Raw genomic sequence first — 18,455 nt, 5'->3', positions numbered from 1 at the left:
CTACTATAATTAAAGTGTTTCTAACATTTATGACTATTGATTATACGCTGGTTTTATTGGTGCGAAAGTTGAGTTATTATAAAATTAATTTAATAATATTTTTAGGAATGCATGAATTTATTATGTGAAATAGGTGAATGTCTCTTCAAAATAGTAGCTAATGTTGGATAATTATTTAAACAATTATTTGGCAATTTCTGTTATGAAAAGTCTGAAAACTTCTAAAGAAATGGGGTGTTAAAATGTCTAAAGTTGATTTAAAAATGAAAAATTTAAGTCCTCTAACTGATGATGAACTAATAGAATGTACAGGAGGTGCAAGTAAACTATTTAATGCAATAAGAGCAATATTCACTAAGGGTAAGGGTGGAACTACCAGCATTGGTGGTGGCGGTGGCTCGTTCGGCGGCGGTGGTGGCGGAGTACGGTAAATTGATGTTTATCGGTTCCAAATTGAGCAATAAAAATAAACGTCTGGCCGGTTTAGAGCCAAACGTTTATTTTTTCTGAAAAATTATATTTCCATAACGCCGCCTTTAGACGCGTTTGTCACGAGTTTCGAGTATCTAGCTAACCAACCTGTTTTAATTTTTGGCTCGAAAGGTTGTAAGTCTTTCGCGCGTTCAGCTAATTCTTGCTCTGAAACGTTGACGTTCATTGTCCGGTTAGGTAAGTCAATTTCAATCGTGTCACCGTTTTTAATCAATGCGATCGGTCCACCTTCTGCCGCCTCTGGAGACATATGACCGATTGAAATCCCACGTGAGGCACCACTAAAACGTCCGTCGGTAATCAAGGCAACTTCTGTTCCTAAACCGCGTCCCATAATCGCTGATGTTGGGGCAAGCATTTCTGGCATTCCCGGCCCACCTTTTGGTCCTTCATAGCGAATTACGACAACATGGCCCGCCTGGACGGTTCCATTATCAATCGCTTCTTGTGCTTCATCTTGAGATTCAAACACAATTGCTTCACCAACGAATTTTTTAATCGATGGATCAACAGCGCCCACCTTAATGACCGAGCCTTCAGGAGCGATGTTACCATATAAAACGGATAAGCCTCCAACTGGACTATATGGATTATCTTTTGTTCGGATTACATCTGGATTTGTGATCGGATCGTCTTTAACCAGTTCACCCATTGTTAACCCGGTAATCGTCATCCGATCTGGATGAATCGCGCCAGGAATTTTTGCTAGTTCATTAATAATTGCTTGAACCCCACCGGCTTTATTAAGATCATCCATTGAAATATCAGATGCCGGCATAATTTTGGCCAAGTAAGGAACCCTTTCAGCGACTTTATTTATGTCGGACATTTCGTAGTTAATGCCAGCTTCATGTGCGATCGCTAAAGTATGGAGGACGGTATTTGTTGAGCCACCCATCGCCATATCAAGCGCAAATGCATCGTCGATCGCTTCTTTTGTAATGATATCACGTGGCTTGACATCGTCTTTAACCATTCGCATTAAGTGTTTGGCAGCTTCACGAACTAAATCCTTACGCTTATCACTTGTCGCAACAATCGTCCCGTTACCAGGTAGCGCAAGTCCAAGCATTTCCATTAAACAGTTCATTGAATTCGCGGTAAACATACCCGAACAAGAACCACATGTTGGACATGCACTCTGTTCAATTTCTAGCAATTCTTCTGCAGTCATTTTCCCAGCTTTATGTGCCCCAACACCTTCAAACACAGATGTTAAAGAAAGTTGTTGCCCAGTTGAACTAACACCAGCTTCCATCGGCCCACCTGAAACAAATACAGATGGCACATTCGTCCGAGCCGCAGCCATCAACATGCCAGGGGTAATTTTGTCACAGTTTGGAATATAGAAAACACCATCAAACCAGTGCGCGTTAATCACCGTTTCAGCAGAATCTGCGATCAGTTCACGACTTGGTAACGAATAGCGCATCCCGATGTGTCCCATCGCAATCCCGTCGTCGACACCAATTGTATTAAACTCAAACGGAATCCCACCCGCTTCAATAATCGCTTCTTTAACAACATCAGCAAATTCACGCAAATGAACGTGACCTGGAATAATATCAATATACGAGTTACAGACACCAATAAATGGCTTACCTAAGTCTTTCGTTTTCACTTTTCCAGTTGCATATAAAAGACTACGGTGGGGTGCACGGTCAACCCCAACTTTAATCATATCGCTTCTCACTATAAACACACACCTTATCATTTAATTTATAAATACTAGTTTAAATGCCAGGATGTCTGCTGTCAATACAATTGTTAGACAACTCCGAATATTAGTTAATTTCTAAATCATTAATCGCTCGTAAAATATGAATTTTCATCGCACTCCGCGCACCCTCAGGATTTCGTGCTTTCATAAATTCCATAATCAGTTGATGATCGCTGATCGTGTCTTGAAGCGCACGCTCACTCGTCTGTGACAAAACAACCCCCGCATCAATCGCTTGAAAAATGACCGGCATTAGCTTGTCCATAAACGCATTATGTGTCGCGTTCGAAATTGATTTGTGAAATTTTTGTTCAATATCTGTTCGGTCTTCACCGCGCTTAATTTTTTCTTCAATCTGTCGACCATACGCCAAAATTCGCTCCAACTCAGTATCGGTTGCCCGAATTGTCGCATAGTAAGCAGCCTCAGGCTCAAAAATTAAGCGCATCTCATATAAATCCTTTGCACCGATTCGAGCATCTGAAATATGATTCAACGACTTCATTGTCTGACTAATATCAAAATCCTGCTTCACAAACGTCCCCAAGCCACGCTTAATTTCTAACACACCGTTCGTCACAAGAACGCGAATCGCCTCACGCAATGTTGTCCGACTCACATTCAGCTCCTCTGACAATTCATTTTCATTTGGCAGCTGATCACCTGGGCTAAATCTTTTTTCAATCGCAATCATCGCGATAATATCATCAGCTATTTGATCAGATAATCTCTTTTGCACGCGACCATCACCACCTGTTTTTGTTTTAGTATAGCATAAGGTATCCGATTAATATTTGAAATTCAGAAAGACATCTTTTCTAAATTACTTTCATCGACAGAAAGACTGAAAAAAATACATATTATGATAGAATGGAAGAGGGAAATAAAGTTGATAGGATTTAAGTTAAAAGTAGTACTGGAGAAGGGAGTTCATTATGGGGAAAGTCTGGCCAGCAAATTATTTAGTCGCAGGTAATGTCGAGCGCTATCGTAAAATCATGAGTACCTTTTATAAACGACACCGCCAAATGCAAGGGCCGTTGTATCGTCCAGAGGTGCTGAATTTGATGCAAGCTGAATTTGACGACAATTATGGGGAACTTGAAGTTGATCAAGACCTTGAAAGTCTCGTTACATGGGGCAACTTACAAAAACAACAAGAAATGATTCGACCAAAATCAATTGAAGAATATCGCAATAAAAACTTCCGTTACCAGATCACAGAAGAAGGTATTCTAGTCGAAGAAATGGTCAATCAATTAATGAATACGAAGCATGCGGCAAGGGGTGCTTTAGACGAGAAAGGTATTCGTCATTTATTAACTTTGTTAGATGCATTTGTTGCAGAAGAACATGAGCTAGCTGAACTTTGGCAAGAGATTCGTGAAGCGTTCAGAAGAGTTGGCGATGATACAGCGAACTACATAGGGTATATAACGAGTCCAGATGTGGATAGCCGGATGAAGACGGCACAATTCCTCGTCTATAAAGATAAATTTGTCCATTATTTACGTGATTTTATTAGCAGTGTGCAAAACCTTTATCATTCTTTTACGGTTGTTATTGAAAAACTCTCCCAAATTGATCGTGATAAACTGATTGATCAGATGCACCAAAAGGAGCAAGAGGTTCCAATGATGGATGGAGTCTCGCGTGCGGAAGTGGAAGAACAGATTTTAGGCGAGTTAACTGCGCTAAAACTTTGGTTCATCGGGACGTCTGATCGTCCGAGTGAGTATGACAACTTGATGTTACAAACAGATCAGATGATTACAAAGATTACTGGTTTGATTTATTATTTTGGCCAAGAGATTCATCAGTACCAAAGTCGGCGCAAAGATTATCTTCATCTGGCGAAATGGTTTAATCGGGCGGAAAATTTAGCGGAAGCTCACCAGATGTACGGCGGTATTTTTGGATTAGATCATAGCCGCCATTATTTCGTTAGTGAAAGTAGTGATGCGACGAGTAATCGTCAAAATAGCTGGGAGCTTGAACCCGGAACGCTATTTTTAAGCAATCGAGGCCGAGGTGCCAGACAAGAAAGAAAAGCACGGAGTTTTTCATTGGATCATGATAAACAACGTGAATTGCTTGAAGTACACCAAGAGCAATTGACGAGGCATCGCCAACAAATCGATCACTATTTTAATGACAATGTGCTAGATTTTTCAAAAGTCGAAAGTTTAGATAGTCGCTCGCGTCAGGTGTTCCTCAAATGGATTAGTACGGCAATTGCCACCTACGCATCAGCGCACAAATTGGCCGATGACGTCATTACGCAAATGGTTGCGACAGAATTAGATTTTACTGTTGATGTGTCCATTCACCGCCACGAGCGAATTATCGTCACCTGTGAAGATGGAAACCTTGAAATGCCAAAAGTCACAATGACAAGGAGATTGAGATGAAACCAGAAGAATTACGTCGTGCTTTAAAGCTCTTATTTGAAAACTTTTGGATCATTCGCAGCCGTGATCCTGAAAACTATAATTTTTTGCGGCGCCATCAATCTGACTTGAAAAAAGAATTGAATCAGCGCTTTGGCATGAATTTAATGATTCGTTCACAATACATTCAATTATTAAAGCGTCCACATATCCTTGCGCCATGGATGGGGGCGAGTGGGTTTACTGCACAGCTTGATTACGTTTTATTTTGCTGTTGCATGGCTTATACCGAGGGATTAGAGGCAGACACCCCTTTTATGTTAGATGAGTTGATCAATGGTCTAGATCTGATGATACCCGAAGAGGTTGTTATCGATTGGACAAATTATAATCACCGAAAAAGTTTAGTGCGCGCGATTAAAAAGATGCTTGAATTGACTGTGATTGAAAATATTCAAGGTGAAACGGGTATGTTCGAACGTTCTGAAGAAAATCAAGAAGTTCTTTATACAACAACTGCACAGGCGCGCGCTTTTTTAGCACGAGCCCCTCAGTCATACATGGAGTATCAAGGTTTTGAAGATTATTGGGCAGACATACAAGCCAATCGCAATCTAGAAGGTAATCAATTGCTTTATCAAAGACTGATGATGGAGCCTGCACTTAAACGAACGGAAGAGAATGAGCAAACCTTTGTCAGGTTAAGAAATTATTATCACCACATGAAAGACTATGTTGAGACGAATACACACTTTTACTATGAACTGTATCAAGATTATGCTGCTTTCACGCTTGAAAATCGCGACAATTGGCAAGAAATTTTTCCGAGTCGTCGAGTGATTGATGAAATCTTAATTCAACTTGCCACATTATTAAGGGAGCAAGCGATTGAGTTTTCAAGATACGGTGTCGAAAAACTAACAGAATCGGCATGGCAGGAGCTACTAGAAAGATTGAAGCGAGATTATCAACACTATTGGTCGAAGGAATTTACTGAGATGTCGATTGACCAATTAAGTGAAGCGTTGTTGGCGCGTGGGGCAGATTGGCAACTCTTTGATCGAGAAGATCAACAAATTTTAATTCAGCCTGCATTTGGTAGGTTGGTTGCAGAAATGAGGCAAGAAGATGAATAGATGGGTGATTAATCGTGTTGGGTTACTCAATTTTTGGTACTACAAAAATCAAATCTTTAAACTCGCAAATGGACGGATGTTGTTAAGAGGGGCAAACGGTTCAGGAAAATCGCTAACGATGCAAAGTCTGTTCCCTGTTTTATTTGATGGAGATACGAGCGCTTACCGCCTGGATTCATTTGGTTCACGCGATCGACGCATGGAAGATTACTTGTTAGGTGAAAAAGGTGTCTCTGATCGTGATGATGGGATTGGCTATTTATTTTTAGAAGTGAAACGGGAAAATCGCGAGGAATATTTGACGATCGGGATTGGCATGCATGCAAATCGTGGTGGCAAATTGAATAAATGGTTTTTTGCGATTGAAAATAATAACCGAATTGGCATTGATGTCGAATTATATGAAGAGTTACGCAAAGGCGAATTAACACCACTGACAAAACAGAAGTTGAAAAACCGTTTGGAAGGAAATGGTCGTTTATTTGACACACAACGTGACTATAAGGCCTATGTTAATGAACGAATCTTCGGTTTTGAGGCGATTGAACAATTTGATGAATTAATTGCTTTACTAATCAACTTGCGCAGCCCAAAGTTATCAAAAGAATTTCGACCTTCCGTCATTTATTCTATTTTGCGTGATTCATTACCTAAATTAAAAGATGATGATTTATTACCTCTGGCAACAACGATTGAGCGCTTGGATGGTCACAGAGAACGGTTAGAAGACCTAGGGAATGAACTAAGTGAATTAAAGCGCTTTTCAAAAGTTTATCAAAAGTGGCACGACGAACTTGTCGGTCAACTGGCTGGCAAGTGGCTCGCTTTTTCACAAAATAAAGCCAAAACGGAAAAGAACCTTGAACAGGGACGTCGTGCAACTAAAAAAATGCAAGCAGATTTAGCGGAGAAAGAAACGGCTCGAGCTGAAAACGAAACACAACTTGATGCTTTAGAAAAAACAATCCAAGAACTCAATCAACATGAAGGAATGGATCTAGTTCGCCGTGGTCAAGAACTAAAAGACATGCTTGATGACACGATCGTTCAGCTGACAAAAACACAGGCGGATATTGATCGTAAAAAGAAACGATTGAGTGAACATCATGCATCATTAGAAAAAGAGCAGCTACAAAGAGATCGCCACATGAAAGAAATGAATACATTACTAAATGATAACGAACAATACGTTTCGACCTTGCGATTTGAAGAACTTGATGCCGTCTATTCAACAAAAATGCGTAATGAATTAACGACTCAAGAGTTTGATTATTGGAAAGAACAAGTCCAGAAGAAAAAGCAACATTTTCAGCAGGTGATTGGGTTGCTGAACCAACTTGAGCAAAAACAAAGCCAGCTGACTGAATTAGCTAGAGAAGTGGGGGATATTCAACAGGTCATTGATCAACTTGAGCGTGATCTCCGTCATTGGCAACAAATGCGTCAACAAGAGCTCGAAAATTGGAAACAAGCAATTGATACGTGGAGAAAAGAGGCACGGTTTGAGTTAAGGGAACAAGATTATTCACAATTACTTTATCAAATTGATCGGTTGCTTGAAGAGGAAATTCGAGAAGAAATAATTATGGCGCCACTAAGGACAAGTTATGAAGAAGCAGTTGGACAAAATCAAAAAGCAACTAATACGTTGTCCAGTGAACAAAAGGAATGGAAACAGTTAAAAGCTGACAAAGAAGCGGAAATAAAAGAATGGCAAGCACAGAAAATTCCGGAAATTGAGCAACGTGAGACACGCAAAAACAATCGCCAAAAATGGATTGAGACAGATCGTGTCCTTCATTTTTATAAAAGCGTTGATTTTATCGAAGAGATCGAAGACGAGACCCGCGATCGTCTAGAAGGTGCACTTTACGCTTCAGGAATTCTCGATAGCTTAATCTCTGAAGAAGGGCTTACTTTGTCGGATGACCTGCAAATTTTGCCACAACCCAAGTTATTAGCTGTTACCTTAGCTGACTTTTTAACGGTTAATCCAGAGCTTGAGCAAGATTTACAACCTCTCGTGATGGATGTGCTCCAAAGTATTATCGTTGGTGAAGCAGATCCAGAGTTACCAGCAATTTTCAGAGATGGATCGTATCAAATTGCCAACTTGCGCGGTCAAATGCCTGATCATTATCAAGCATCATATATTGGTGCAGCGAGTCAAGAACGTTATCGTCAAATTAAAATCGCTCAATTAGAAACAGAAATTGACGAGATTGACAGCGAAATTGATCGGCTTGCAGTCGCCATTCAGGCAAAGGAACAGCTTGAACGTGAGATGAAACTGTCCTATGAAAATCGCCCGACTGGTGTTGAAGTCTATCAGGCAATTAATTATATGTCGAAAACGACAATCGAATTACAAATCAGAATGGACGCGTTAAAGTTAAAACAAGGACAATTCGACGCACTCAAGGCAACTGTGAATCAAGAGACGATTGAGCTTCATCGATTGACCGCTCAAGATGAACTCGCTCGTGAATTAACAGCTTATCAAGATGCGAATCGATCGGCAGATTATTATGAGGCGAATTTAACAGATGCGTATATCAAATACACGGTTATTCAAGAAGGTAAACTCACAATCGATACACTCGAACAAACGATACGTGATTTGCAAGATGAAGAAGACGAGCTTTTGTTAGTGTGGAGTGATTTAACATCGAAGAAGCAAAGCCAACAACGGTCAGTTGATGACAACCTCACACAACAAAAATTGATCAATATCGAAGAGTTGCAAATACAACTCACTCAAGCAAGAGAAGAACAAAAACAGCGAAAAAGCTTCGTCAAGGCAACAAATCAAGCCATCACTCAACTTGTCGAACAGCTTGCCATTAATCGGAGCCAAGTACAGGCAACTGAGATGGATCTAGAAAATATTAGATTTGAAGAATCACATTGGCGAAAACTATTTGATCAAGAAGTCCATCGTTTTGCAGCGAGCGAGCAGTCATTGGTCGAATTGGCCCGGGAAAAACAACAACAGTTAAGTGCTAAAAGGTTAAAAGACTTAAGTGATCAAGTTTTAACTCAATTTAATTTTATTGCCGATCAATTACAAAATTACCAACCTGGACTGATCAACGTATCCGGCATCGATCTGTCTGAAGAAATCGAACAAAAACTAGGCGATTTCAGCCAGTACAATCATTCAAAACAACCACACTTTAAAGTCAATGGCGAATCAAAAACAGTCTTTGAACTGCAAGATCAACTAACTGATCAGCGTATGACATTACAAGATTTGCTCAAGAAAGAAGATGAACAACTGTTTAAGACGATTATTTTAGAATCAGTTGGTAACATCTTACGTGCGCGAATCCAACAGGCGATGCAGTGGGTTGAACAAATGAACCGTCTCTTGCAATTACAAAAGAATTCATCAGGCTTGTCGCTATCGATTCAGTGGAAAGGTCTGCCGAGTTCATCGGAACAAGATCTTGGCACCGCTCGGCTAGTCGAATTATTACAAAAACCTGCCGAAATTTTATCGGAAATGGATCGAGAAGCAATTTCAGAGCACTTTCAAGAGAAAGTACGTTACGCTCAAGAGCAAGTCCAAGAAGATCTCGATGGTCAAAGTACACTGTTCCAAGCTGTTGCTAACGTATTAGATTATCGAGACTGGTTTGAATTTGAGTTGAAATATAAGCGAGCAAATGAAGGTTATCGCCCACAAGTATTGACAGATCGGCGTTTTAATCAATTTAGTGGTGGTGAAAAGGCAATTGTGATGTATTTACCATTATTCGCAGCTGTTGATTCAAGATATTCAGATGCTGAGTCATTCTGTCCAAAAGTAATCACCTTAGATGAAGCATTTGCTGGTATTGATGACTTAAATATTGCTGAGCTTTTCAAAGCATGTGAACAGCTAGGCTTTAACTATGTGATGAACTCACAAGCATTGTTTGGTGACTATCCGACCGTCTCTAAATTGAGAATTTATGAATTATTACGCCCACAAAACATCAACATAGTCACAACGATTAGTTATTATTGGGACGGGCAACACAGACGGATTGAGCTAGGAGATGTTGCAAGTGGAGAATAACGAAAAATTCTTTGCTACTGAAGTTTTTCGCAAACTAGCAAACGAATTGCGTCGACGATATTATTTGAATGGCGACTATGGTCAGACAATTGGCTTGCAGACATTCAGCAGTCTAGATACCGATCGTTTAAGAGCGTTACTAGGCTTAACCCCGATCGCTTGGACAAAGAAAAAACGGCTTTCAATCACTGATCTTGAACACGCGCTAAAAAATAGTGCTTTTTCATGGAGCATCGATGAGTTTGTCACCTATATGACGAAGAAACCACTCATCCTTAAAGCGGAAGAGGACGCGCAAGTGGCTAAACGATTTGAACGATTTTGCGTCAAGCTTGATCAAATCGATCGAATCTTTACCGCCAACCTATCCGAACCGCAATTGATCAGCTGGTTTAATAAAACTGAGAACAACTTCGAACATTTTCAAATCGTGGCAAAAGCGCTCGCGCAACTCCCAACAGAGTATACAAGGATGCCTGTCTTTGCTTATCAACAGACAGGTAATCCCCATGCTTTTGATGACAATCAACAAGCAGGGATGCTGTTACTCCAAATGCTCCAATCCTTATCGCAATTGCCTGAAACGGATGATCACCTAGCAGCTGTCGAAGTAAAAAATCAATTACTTGATCAATTTTATCTCCTTCGTGATGATATTAACAATTACGTTGCTGTTAAAGGATTAACTGCAGAAACGGATGGAAAAGCAAATCAAATGTGGACTCAAGCATGTATTGAACAATGCTCATGGAATGTCCCACTTAAAGAAATCTTACGCATGGAAACGATCCGCCCCTATCAGGGCACAAAATTGTTGATCGTCGAAAATTCAGGGGTCTATTCCATTTTACTCGATGCACTCCCTGAGATCCCGATGATTTGTTCCAGTGGCCAATTCACTTATGCCGTGTGGCGGTTGCTGAGAAAACTAGTACAAACGGATACGCAGATGTATTATGTTGGAGATCTTGATCCAGAAGGTTTAGTGATGGCACAAAGTCTACTTAATCGTTTTCCTGATAATATGAAAACAGTCGGGATGAATCTGAATAATTACCATCTGGCTAGTCGCCCAAGTACACTAACTGAACAACGATTAAAACAACTTCGCCTGATTAAAGAGCCGAGTTTAATTGAGATCGCTGAGCAAATTAAGGAAACAGGTCAAACCGCCATGCAAGAAGGGTTTTTGAGAGAATTAATCAATGAATTGAAATGATAATAAGAAAATATGTTAATCATAATAACATAATTTCCTAAAGCTCAGACAAATATTTGAACGTGTTGAGAGAATTTTTCCGAAGTGGCGCCAACTTTGGACAAATAACCGTATTGATCGTAAAAAAGTGTCCGAAGCGGGCATTTTTTTGTTCTCCAATTAATTATTTATGTGACAGATTGTCATCTGAAGATACTTACAATCTATGCTTGGAATCATTAAACATCTGTCGTGCTTCAATCATATAATCATGTGTCATGAAGAAAAGAGTCCGAGGTAAATAAAAAGCAGTTAAAAGCTCATCTATTATTTGAGCGATTAACTGCTTAATTTAGACATCTCATTTACCAATAAATCTCTATCAGAGAAATGTTATCTTTATGAAGCAACCACAAGTCTCTGTTTAATCATCTTTTGAATGGCGTTCACCAACTTGAAAGTCGTCAGCATGTTCAAACATATGTTTAACGGTTAGTGGATCTTGTCCAGTAAGCTTCTTAAAATCATCTGTAAAGCAGTCCATTTTCCCTAAGCGAATTGCTTGAGCAAAGGTTACCATACCTTCAGAAGAATAGGGTGCTTCAGATCCCTCTTCAAACTGACCATCTGTCGTTCTTGGTACGCCCATTGCATCAAAAATAGCATAGTTTTCCTCATCGGTGATTTCTTGATAGGTTACTTCGTTACCAGTAACGTTGTTTCCAATCTCAATAAACTCGGCCATTGTTAACAGCTCTGGACCGTTAATGTTTAAGGTAGCTTCTCGATAATTATTCGTTACTAGCGCATGAGCAACAGCTTTAGCGCAATCCTTTCGTGAAATATAAGCCATTTTGCCATCACCTTGGCTGTTTTTTAAGACACTATCAGCCTTGACAAAGGTGAAGTAATTGGTAATCATTGCTTCCGCATATTGAGAATTACGTAGGAAGATATAGTCTAATCCAACACTCTTAACGTAATCTTCCGTATAAGCGTGATCCATTTTTTCAACACTTGGATTGGATTCATCAGCGGCATTGACTAGCGACGTATAAATAATTTGCTTAACACCAGCCTCTTTTGCCGCATCAACTACGTTTTGATGCGCCTTTTGACGTTTTTCGCCGACAAAGGGCATCGAGATCAGTGCTAATTTATCTGCACCAGAAAACGCTTCGCTAAGACCATCGATCGTATTGAAATTAGTCACGTGTGTTTCAATACCTTGGTCTTGATATTCTTTTAAGGATGCTGGATCATAACCGCAAAAAATAACTCGATTTTTATCGACTAAAGTTAATAAATACTCAGCTGCTTGTTTTCCTAAATGACCATCGACACCAGTTAATAATAGTTTTCCCATCTACAACACTCCTCTAGTTAATCCGTCGTACAACTATAGTTTATGTGAATGAGTGAACAGTGTCCAATAGAAAAAGTGAATCTCCTATTGGGAAAACGAATCGTGGACGTGCTGTAGAAAAGGCTGTAAAGCAGGGTTTGTATTATCTTTTAAATAACCAATTTCTATTTTGAATAAGTGATGTGACTCTTCCAATGGAACGAGCCGTACTTCCTCTTCTGGATAAGGAAGCTGATAATTATCAGGGAAAAAACCAATTAAATTTTCGGTTAGAATGTGGAATAACTCTGAATCAACATCATCAACCGTTCGCAGAATATTCGGTTGAAAACCGTCCTTTGTCGCATGCTCAATCATCAAATCATAAGAATTGCCAATTACGCTTGGATTCAACATGACCAGTGGGTATTTATATAACTCATTTTTAGCAATCGATTGATGATGAAAAAGTGGGTGGAGATGGCTCAATGCTGCGCAATATTGCCCTTGGTATAAAGGGTATGTTCGAATGTTCTCTTTACCGACAAAAGCTGAATCAAATGCAACGGCAACATCATAGATTCCTTTTTCTAAGTATTCGGAGATATTTTTTAATAAAACTTTATTGATTTCCAACTCAATATTCGGATACTGTTCTTTGAAATCAGGAATCAGTGTTACTAAACGTTGCATATCAGTCAAGGCTGAATATTCAATCGTCAGTGTTTGTTTACTTTTTTCGTGGAAATTTGCTAGCTTAGCTTTCATATGATTATATTGTTTCCAAAGGATGATTGCTTCACTATAAAAAAGCCATCCTGCCTCGGTTGGCTCAATCGGAATTTGTTTTCGGTCAATCAATATTGAATCGAATTCTTTCTCAATTGAAGCAATTTGTTGACTAATTGTCGTCTGTGAGACAAAGTTTTTCCTAGCTGTTTCTGTGAAATTTCTACAATCAACTAAGTCGATAAAATATTTGATCTTTTCAATATTCATTATAATCACCCTTAATATTTTTACTTAACATAACTGCTACTCTAAAGCTATTATACCATGTCACATTAGCAAAATTTGTGATCTGTCGAAGAGATTCAATACAATTAGGCATATTGTAATGGTAGAATTTTAAAGCTTAAGTGATGAGCTATGTGACTAATCAATCTTACAATTATTTCAGGAAAAACAAATCAACTACCACAATTAACTAAATTATCGTAGTGATTTTAAAATTTGTCTAGATTAACTAAATATTTATTGCAAAACAATAAATATTGTTTTATAATCAATATAAAAATAAATAAGCGAGGTGTAATTTTGATGAAACAAGTGTCTACAATGTTTTTGAAAGTTGTTGTCATTTCAATGGGGATTCCGGTTCTTGGTTTGTGTATTTATCTCTTACCGAAAATAGCGGATGTTGCGTTTAGCTATGTAGCCGCCGGCGATACATTAGGCTATCTTATACTGACAATCCTAATTGTGATGGCAATAACTGCGATACCATTTTATCTCGGTTTGTATCAAACGGTCAAATTATTATCTTATATTGAAAAAGATCAAGCATTTTCTCAAATAACTGTAACAGCTTTAACGAAAATAAAAAACTATGCCAAGTTAATTAGTGCTTTATACGTTGTCATCCTGCCAATGGTTTATTTTGTCGCTGAATGGGATGATGCACCTGGTCTAATCTTAATTGATTTTGTCGTGATTGGTGCTTCATTTGCTTTGGCGGTCTTTGCATCAGTGCTCCAAAGGCTGTTGCAAACAGCGATCGACTATAAAGAAGAAAACGATTTAACGGTCTGAGGTGAAATAAATGGCGATTATCGTAAATATTGATGTGATGTTAGCAAAGAGAAAAATGAGTGTGACTGAACTATCGGAACGGGTTGGGATTACGATGTCGAATATATCAATTTTGAAAAATGGCAAAGCAAAGGCGATTCGATTTTCGACATTAGATGAAATCTGTAAGGCATTAGATTGTCAACCGGGCGATATTTTAGAGTATCGAAGTGAAGAGGAAATATAAATGAAATGTAAATCAGAACTGATAGAGGAGTGTCACAATGGTATTTAAAATTCCTTTTATAAATCATAAACAACCAGAAATAATCCCTGAACATTCAGGTGAAAATACACCGGAGCATATTGCAATTATTATGGATGGTAACGGACGCTGGGCAAAAAATAAAGGCCTGCTTCGAACGGCCGGTCATAAAGAAGGCTTATCAACACTTGTGAAAATTGTTAAGGCAGCCGTGAACTGTCAGGTGAAGATGTTAACCTTATACACCTTTTCCACAGAAAACTGGAAACGTCCAAAGGCTGAGGTAGAGTTTATTTTAAAACTGCCAAAACAACTACTTGACGTATATTTACCTGATTTAATCGCAAACAATGTGCGCATTAATGTGATAGGTGATATGCACGATTTGCCCAAATACACACTCGATGCGATGCAATATGCGATCGATCGCACAGCACATAACACTGGTCTTGAATTGAATTTTGCGCTCAATTATGGGGGCAGAGATGAAATTTTAAAAGCGATTAAAGATATGTATGCCGATGTAAAAGATACTAAATTATCGATGGATGAAGTCAATGAACAAATCTTTTCAAAATATTTATATACGGCAAAAATGCCCGAGCCGGATTTGTTGATTCGGACAGGTGGAGAGAAGCGCCTCAGTAATTTCCTACTCTGGCAATTAGCCTATACCGAGTTTTGGTTCACTGATGTCTTGTGGCCTGAGTTTTCAGAAGCCGATTTCTTATGTGCGATTGAGCAGTATAAACAACGGAATAGAAGATATGGTGGGTTATCGAATTGACATGATAACACACATCGATGATGCTAGAAGTCGGTAGAAAACTATCCAGCGAAAATATTGAGCGGTGAATCATTTTTGCTTGGCTAATACACTACCGACCACTCTAGCATTATTTTATTAAAGCATAAATTTTAATAATACTGTCACCGTAATTAAAGAGAGTAATGTTGTGATAGAAACAATCACAGCTGCAAAATCTTTCTCCTTATCAAAGTTTTCTGCTAAGATCGATGTCATTGCAGAAGCGGGCATAGCAGACATAATAATGACTGTGTTTATCGCTTTTGACGGAGTGACTACTAATGATGAAATAAAATAGATAATAGCAGGTATGATCATTAGTTTTATGATGATCCCATAGTAGATTGTCCAATCCTTTTCACTTAGTTTGTTAATTACTCTGACTTTCATTAGACCAATTCTAAAAGCTTATAGCTCCAGCCAATCATGGTACAATAATAAGTAGAAAACAAAAAAAGAGGTTAAATTATGGATCAAACAAGATTTAATGCGTATAACTTAAATGATGATATTCTCAAGGCGCTAGAGGGATTAGCATACAACAGAGCGACAGAAGTCCAGGAAAAAGTGATTCCATTGGCGTTAGAGAACAAAGATCTCGTGGTCAAATCACAAACGGGAAGCGGGAAAACAGCTGCCTTTACGATTCCGATCTGTGAATCGATTGATTGGTTCGAGAATAAACCGCAAGCTTTAGTTTTGACGCCAACGCGGGAACTTGCCGTTCAAGTTAAAGATGACTTTATTAACATCGGTCGCTTTAAACGGATTAGTGCGATTGCTGTCTTTGGTAAACAACCATTCGCGAACCAAAAAGCACAATTGAAACAAAAAACACACGTCGTTGTCGGTACCCCAGGACGAGTGCTCGATCATATTGAAAAAGGCACATTCCCACTTGATGAGATCAAGTACTTGGTCATCGATGAAGCGGATGAAATGCTTAATATGGGCTTTATCGAACAAGTCGAAGCGATTATTAAACAATTACCTAAAGACCGAGTGACAATGCTCTTCTCAGCAACACTCCCAGAAGAAGTGAAACAACTATCAAGCAACTATTTAAATCAACCAATTGACATTGAAATTGAGCCAACACCAACGACAGCGAATCAAATTGATCATGAACTAATTGAGGTGAAAGATGACGATAAATACGCACTCCTCCGTGATCTGACGATTGTTGAAAATCCGGATAGCTGTATTATTTTCTGCCGGACAATCGAACGAGTCAATACATTAACAGACAAACTCATTGCAGCAGGCTACCCAGCAGATCAACTTCACGGTGATATGATCCAAGAAGACCGCCTTGACGTGATGCGCGACTTTAAACAAGGGAGATTCCGTTATTTAGTCGCAACCGATGTAGCCTCTCGCGGTATCGATATTGATAAGATCAGTCACATTATCAACTACGACCTACCACTCGAAAAGGAAAGCTACGTACACCGGACAGGAAGAACCGGGAGAGCTGGCGAGACAGGCAAAGCCATCACATTTATCACACCATCTGAAGAAAAGTTTTTACCAGAGCTTGAAGATTATCTTGGCTTTAAAATTAACCGATCGACAGTCCCAACGAAAGCAGAAGTAGCTAAAAGTCGGGCAGCTTTCGAACAAAAAATTAACCTTAAACCGACGATTAAACAGGAAAAATCGGCAAAACTGAATAAAAATATTATGAAGCTCTACTTTAATGGTGGCAAAAGAAAGAAACTTCGCGCAGTTGATTTTGTTGGGACAATTGCTAAAATTGAAGGTGTCGAGGCAGGCGATATCGGGATTATTACCATCCTTGATAAGATGACATTTATTGAAATCCTCAATGGCAAAGGACCACTCGTCCTAAAAACGATGCGAAAGACGACCGTTAAAGGCAAACTGCTCAAAGTTCACGAAGCACGCGAATAATAGCTGATCAAGCTAATTAAAAATAAGGAGGAATAGAACAATGAATCAAAAATACAATCCGTTATTTGAACCTTTTACATTTAAATCAGGCGCCACGATTGATAACCGGATCATGATGGCACCGATGACGACAAACTCGGCGTTTGAAAATGGCATGGTCACGACCGATGAACACAATTATTACCGACGACGTGCAACAGGCCTCGGCGCAGTCATTACCGCATGTGCGCAAGTGAGAGAAGACGGCAAATTTGCCGGCTCATTAAGTGCCGCCACTGACATGCACATCGAAAGTTTAAGAAAACTAGCAAACACAATCAAAAGCACCGGCACAAAAGCGATCCTACAAATTTTTCACGTCGGACGAATGGGTTCAGCAAGATCGCTAAGAGGACTCCAGCCGGTTAGTGCAAGCGCCGTTCCTGCCGAGCGACCAGGCGCAGAAACCCCAAGAGAATTAAGCGACGAAGAAGTGCGTGAAATTATCCAAGCGTTTGGCGACGCAACGAGACGAGCGATCGAAGCGGGATTCGACGGCGTTGAAATTCACGGCGCCAACACATACTTAATCCAGCAATTTTTCTCACCACACTCAAACAGACGAGACGACCACTGGGGCGGGACATTAGAAAAGCGAATGAACGCACCACTAGCAATCGTTGATACTGTGAAAGCAGCAGTCAAACAATACGCCGACAAACCATTTATTGTCGGCTACCGACTCTCACCAGAAGAGATCGAAGAACCAGGCATCACGCTCAACGACACAAAAGCATTATTAACAAAACTTAAACAAAAAGAGCTCGACTATATTCATATCTCAACAGGCCACTACATGCAAAGCTCAATCCGTAACCCGGAAGATCAAACGCCAGTCCTGAAAACAATTATCGACACAGTCGGCCCAGACACACCAGTAATCGGCGTCGGCGCAATCAAAACCCCAGACAACGCACTTGAAGCAATGGAAGAACTGAACTTACCATTATTAGCGATTGGTCGAGAATTGATCGCCGAACCCGACTGGATTAGTAAAGTGAGGGCAGGAAAAGAAGACACAATCCGGACAGAAATCCGACCAGAGGATAAAGATGACTTAGCATTTCCAGATGCGATGTGGGAATATGTTCAAGGCAATCCAGGCTGGCTGCCGATTGTTAAATAGGGATAATGAAAAGGATGTCACTCTTTTAATATTGTGAGTAATACTTTTTTAATGTGAAAATGATAATAGTCAACCTTTTTATTATAGGCTTTATTTTAACCTAGATTATTCACAGCCCGACCATAAGCCACTAAGAAACTGCGTTAAATCAATTAAAAATACACAATC

The 18,455-nt window shown here is 39.5% G+C and carries 15 protein-coding genes; 10 read left to right on the top strand and 5 right to left on the bottom strand.

Going from position 1 to position 18,455, the window contains the following annotated elements; genetic code table 11:
* Window positions 1–242: 242 nt before the first annotated feature.
* On the top strand, window positions 243–431 hold the full coding sequence (locus ABD814_RS03295; protein ID WP_344910306.1) for a hypothetical protein: 189 nt from the start codon (window positions 243–245) through the stop codon (window positions 429–431).
* 83 nt (window positions 432–514) lie between these two features.
* Here the strand turns inward: ABD814_RS03295 and ilvD are convergent, their stop codons facing one another.
* Both ilvD and ABD814_RS03285 read right to left on the bottom strand, forming a co-directional pair.
* Window positions 515–2,185 (bottom strand): dihydroxy-acid dehydratase, encoded by a 1,671-nt coding sequence (ilvD, locus tag ABD814_RS03290; RefSeq protein ID WP_344910304.1) that lies wholly within the window; start codon window positions 2,183–2,185, stop codon window positions 515–517.
* Window positions 2,186–2,276: 91 nt separating this feature from the next.
* Window positions 2,277–2,951 carry a FadR/GntR family transcriptional regulator gene (locus ABD814_RS03285; RefSeq protein WP_344910302.1) on the bottom strand — a complete coding sequence of 225 codons (675 nt, stop codon included), beginning with the start codon at window positions 2,949–2,951 and terminating at the stop codon, window positions 2,277–2,279.
* Between the two features lie 196 nt (window positions 2,952–3,147).
* Between ABD814_RS03285 and ABD814_RS03280 the strand changes: the two genes are divergently transcribed.
* From ABD814_RS03280 to ABD814_RS03265, 4 genes are read left to right on the top strand one after another with little or no spacing between them, the layout of a single operon-like run.
* Window positions 3,148–4,623: a TIGR02677 family protein gene (locus ABD814_RS03280; protein WP_344910300.1), complete on the top strand. Its 1,476-nt coding sequence runs from the start codon at window positions 3,148–3,150 to the stop codon at window positions 4,621–4,623.
* Entirely contained in the window at window positions 4,620–5,738 is a 1,119-nt protein-coding gene (locus tag ABD814_RS03275) for a TIGR02678 family protein (protein WP_344910298.1), read from the top strand. The genes ABD814_RS03280 and ABD814_RS03275 overlap by 4 nt, the downstream gene beginning before the upstream one ends.
* Window positions 5,731–9,801, top strand: a complete 4,071-nt coding sequence (locus ABD814_RS03270) for a TIGR02680 family protein (RefSeq protein WP_344910297.1) — start codon at window positions 5,731–5,733, stop codon at window positions 9,799–9,801. The genes ABD814_RS03275 and ABD814_RS03270 overlap by 8 nt, the downstream gene beginning before the upstream one ends.
* Window positions 9,791–11,020 (top strand): TIGR02679 domain-containing protein, encoded by a 1,230-nt coding sequence (locus ABD814_RS03265; protein ID WP_344910295.1) that lies wholly within the window; start codon window positions 9,791–9,793, stop codon window positions 11,018–11,020. The genes ABD814_RS03270 and ABD814_RS03265 overlap by 11 nt, the downstream gene beginning before the upstream one ends.
* Before the next feature lie 403 nt (window positions 11,021–11,423).
* Here ABD814_RS03265 and ABD814_RS03260 read toward each other — a convergent pair whose 3' ends face one another.
* Both ABD814_RS03260 and ABD814_RS03255 read right to left on the bottom strand, forming a co-directional pair.
* Window positions 11,424–12,365: an NmrA family NAD(P)-binding protein gene (locus ABD814_RS03260; protein ID WP_344910293.1), complete on the bottom strand. Its 942-nt coding sequence runs from the start codon at window positions 12,363–12,365 to the stop codon at window positions 11,424–11,426.
* Between the two features lie 84 nt (window positions 12,366–12,449).
* Window positions 12,450–13,343 carry a LysR family transcriptional regulator gene (locus ABD814_RS03255; RefSeq protein WP_344910291.1) on the bottom strand — a complete coding sequence of 298 codons (894 nt, stop codon included), beginning with the start codon at window positions 13,341–13,343 and terminating at the stop codon, window positions 12,450–12,452.
* 321 nt (window positions 13,344–13,664) lie between these two features.
* Here ABD814_RS03255 and ABD814_RS03250 point away from each other — a divergent pair, with 321 nt between their 5' ends.
* Genes ABD814_RS03250 through uppS form a run of 3 tightly spaced genes read left to right on the top strand, consistent with a single transcriptional unit; the run spans window position 13,665 to window position 15,187 of the window.
* Entirely contained in the window at window positions 13,665–14,156 is a 492-nt protein-coding gene (locus tag ABD814_RS03250) for a DUF2975 domain-containing protein (protein ID WP_344910289.1), read from the top strand.
* A 10-nt stretch (window positions 14,157–14,166) separates the two neighbouring features.
* Window positions 14,167–14,382: a helix-turn-helix domain-containing protein gene (locus tag ABD814_RS03245; protein ID WP_344910287.1), complete on the top strand. Its 216-nt coding sequence runs from the start codon at window positions 14,167–14,169 to the stop codon at window positions 14,380–14,382.
* Window positions 14,383–14,419: 37 nt separating this feature from the next.
* Window positions 14,420–15,187: an undecaprenyl pyrophosphate synthase gene (gene uppS, locus ABD814_RS03240; protein ID WP_344910285.1), complete on the top strand. Its 768-nt coding sequence runs from the start codon at window positions 14,420–14,422 to the stop codon at window positions 15,185–15,187.
* Window positions 15,188–15,304: 117 nt separating this feature from the next.
* Here the strand turns inward: uppS and ABD814_RS03235 are convergent, their stop codons facing one another.
* A complete protein-coding gene (locus ABD814_RS03235; RefSeq protein ID WP_344910283.1) occupies window positions 15,305–15,598 on the bottom strand; it encodes an AEC family transporter in 294 nt (97 codons plus the stop codon).
* Between the two features lie 78 nt (window positions 15,599–15,676).
* Here ABD814_RS03235 and ABD814_RS03230 point away from each other — a divergent pair, with 78 nt between their 5' ends.
* Window positions 15,677–17,122 carry a DEAD/DEAH box helicase gene (locus ABD814_RS03230; protein WP_344910281.1) on the top strand — a complete coding sequence of 482 codons (1,446 nt, stop codon included), beginning with the start codon at window positions 15,677–15,679 and terminating at the stop codon, window positions 17,120–17,122.
* A gap of 40 nt (window positions 17,123–17,162) precedes the next feature.
* Window positions 17,163–18,287 carry an NADH-dependent flavin oxidoreductase gene (locus tag ABD814_RS03225; protein ID WP_344910280.1) on the top strand — a complete coding sequence of 375 codons (1,125 nt, stop codon included), beginning with the start codon at window positions 17,163–17,165 and terminating at the stop codon, window positions 18,285–18,287.
* Window positions 18,288–18,455 lie beyond the last annotated feature (168 nt).

Origin of the sequence: Amphibacillus indicireducens, from assembly GCF_039539605.1 — a bacterium.
Taxonomy (GTDB): Bacteria; Bacillota; Bacilli; order Bacillales; family Amphibacillaceae; genus Amphibacillus; species Amphibacillus indicireducens.
This window is presented reverse-complemented; position numbering and strand designations above follow the sequence as displayed.